The organism is Caballeronia sp. M23-90 (assembly GCF_053574605.1).
Genome location: NZ_JBSIPA010000892.1, coordinates 1 through 954 on the forward strand (window position 1 = coordinate 1; position 954 = coordinate 954).

General features: G+C 62.4%; 1 protein-coding gene. It reads left to right on the forward strand.

Translation table 11 applies throughout. The annotated features are described in order from the left end of the window. Positions 1-812: acetyl-CoA C-acyltransferase (locus tag ACRXB1_RS36795; protein WP_449494872.1), on the forward strand; the 812-nt coding region annotated here is incomplete at its 5' end. Between the last annotated feature and the right edge of the window lie 142 nt (positions 813-954).

Sequence of the window (954 nt, forward strand, 5' to 3'; positions counted from 1 at the left end):
TCGCTGCGCGGTTCGGCCAGCGCATGGGCGACGCCCGTCTCGTCGACATGATGCTCGGCGCGCTCCACGATCCCTTCGATTCCATCCACATGGGCGTGACCGCTGAAAACGTCGCGGCGAAGTACGGCATTTCGCGCGAGATGCAGGATGAGCTTGCGGTGGAGTCCCACAGGCGGGCGGCGCGGGCCATCGAAGGCGGCTATTTCAAGGAGCAGATCCTTGCGGTGACGCAGGCGTCGAAGAAGGGTGAGATCGTCTTCGATACCGACGAACACGTCCGCATGAATGCAACGCTCGCAGACTTCTCGAAGCTCAAGCCGGTGTTCGCGAAAGAAAACGGCACGGTGACGGCGGGCAATGCATCGGGTATCAACGATGCAGCCGCTGCCGTCGTGTTGATGGAACGCAATGAAGCCGAGAAGCGCGGCCTCAGGCCGCTTGCGCGTCTGGTCTCGTATGCGCATGCGGGCGTCGATCCGAAATACATGGGCATCGGACCGGTTCCGGCCACGCGGAAGGCCTTGGAGCGCGCCGGATTGAGCGTGGCTGATCTCGACGTGATCGAAGCCAACGAAGCATTTGCGGCGCAGGCATGTGCGGTATCGAAGGAACTGGCGCTCGATCCCGCGAAGGTCAATCCGAACGGCTCGGGCATTTCGCTCGGCCATCCGATTGGCGCAACGGGCGCGTTGATCACCGTGAAGGCGCTGTACGAGCTGCAGCGCACGGGCGGCCGATATGCGCTCGTGACGATGTGCATTGGCGGCGGGCAGGGTATCGCGTCAATTTTTGAACGTGTAAGTAGCGATTGAGCAGAGACCATTCGATGACGCAATTGAAAGTGGCAGCATTCGCGGCGGCAGCGCTGATGCTTGCCGGATGTAATTCAGCCATGCCGCCTGACGGATCGCGCTCGGTTTCAGCAGCGCGCGCAGCGGCCACGCCAGGCGACCA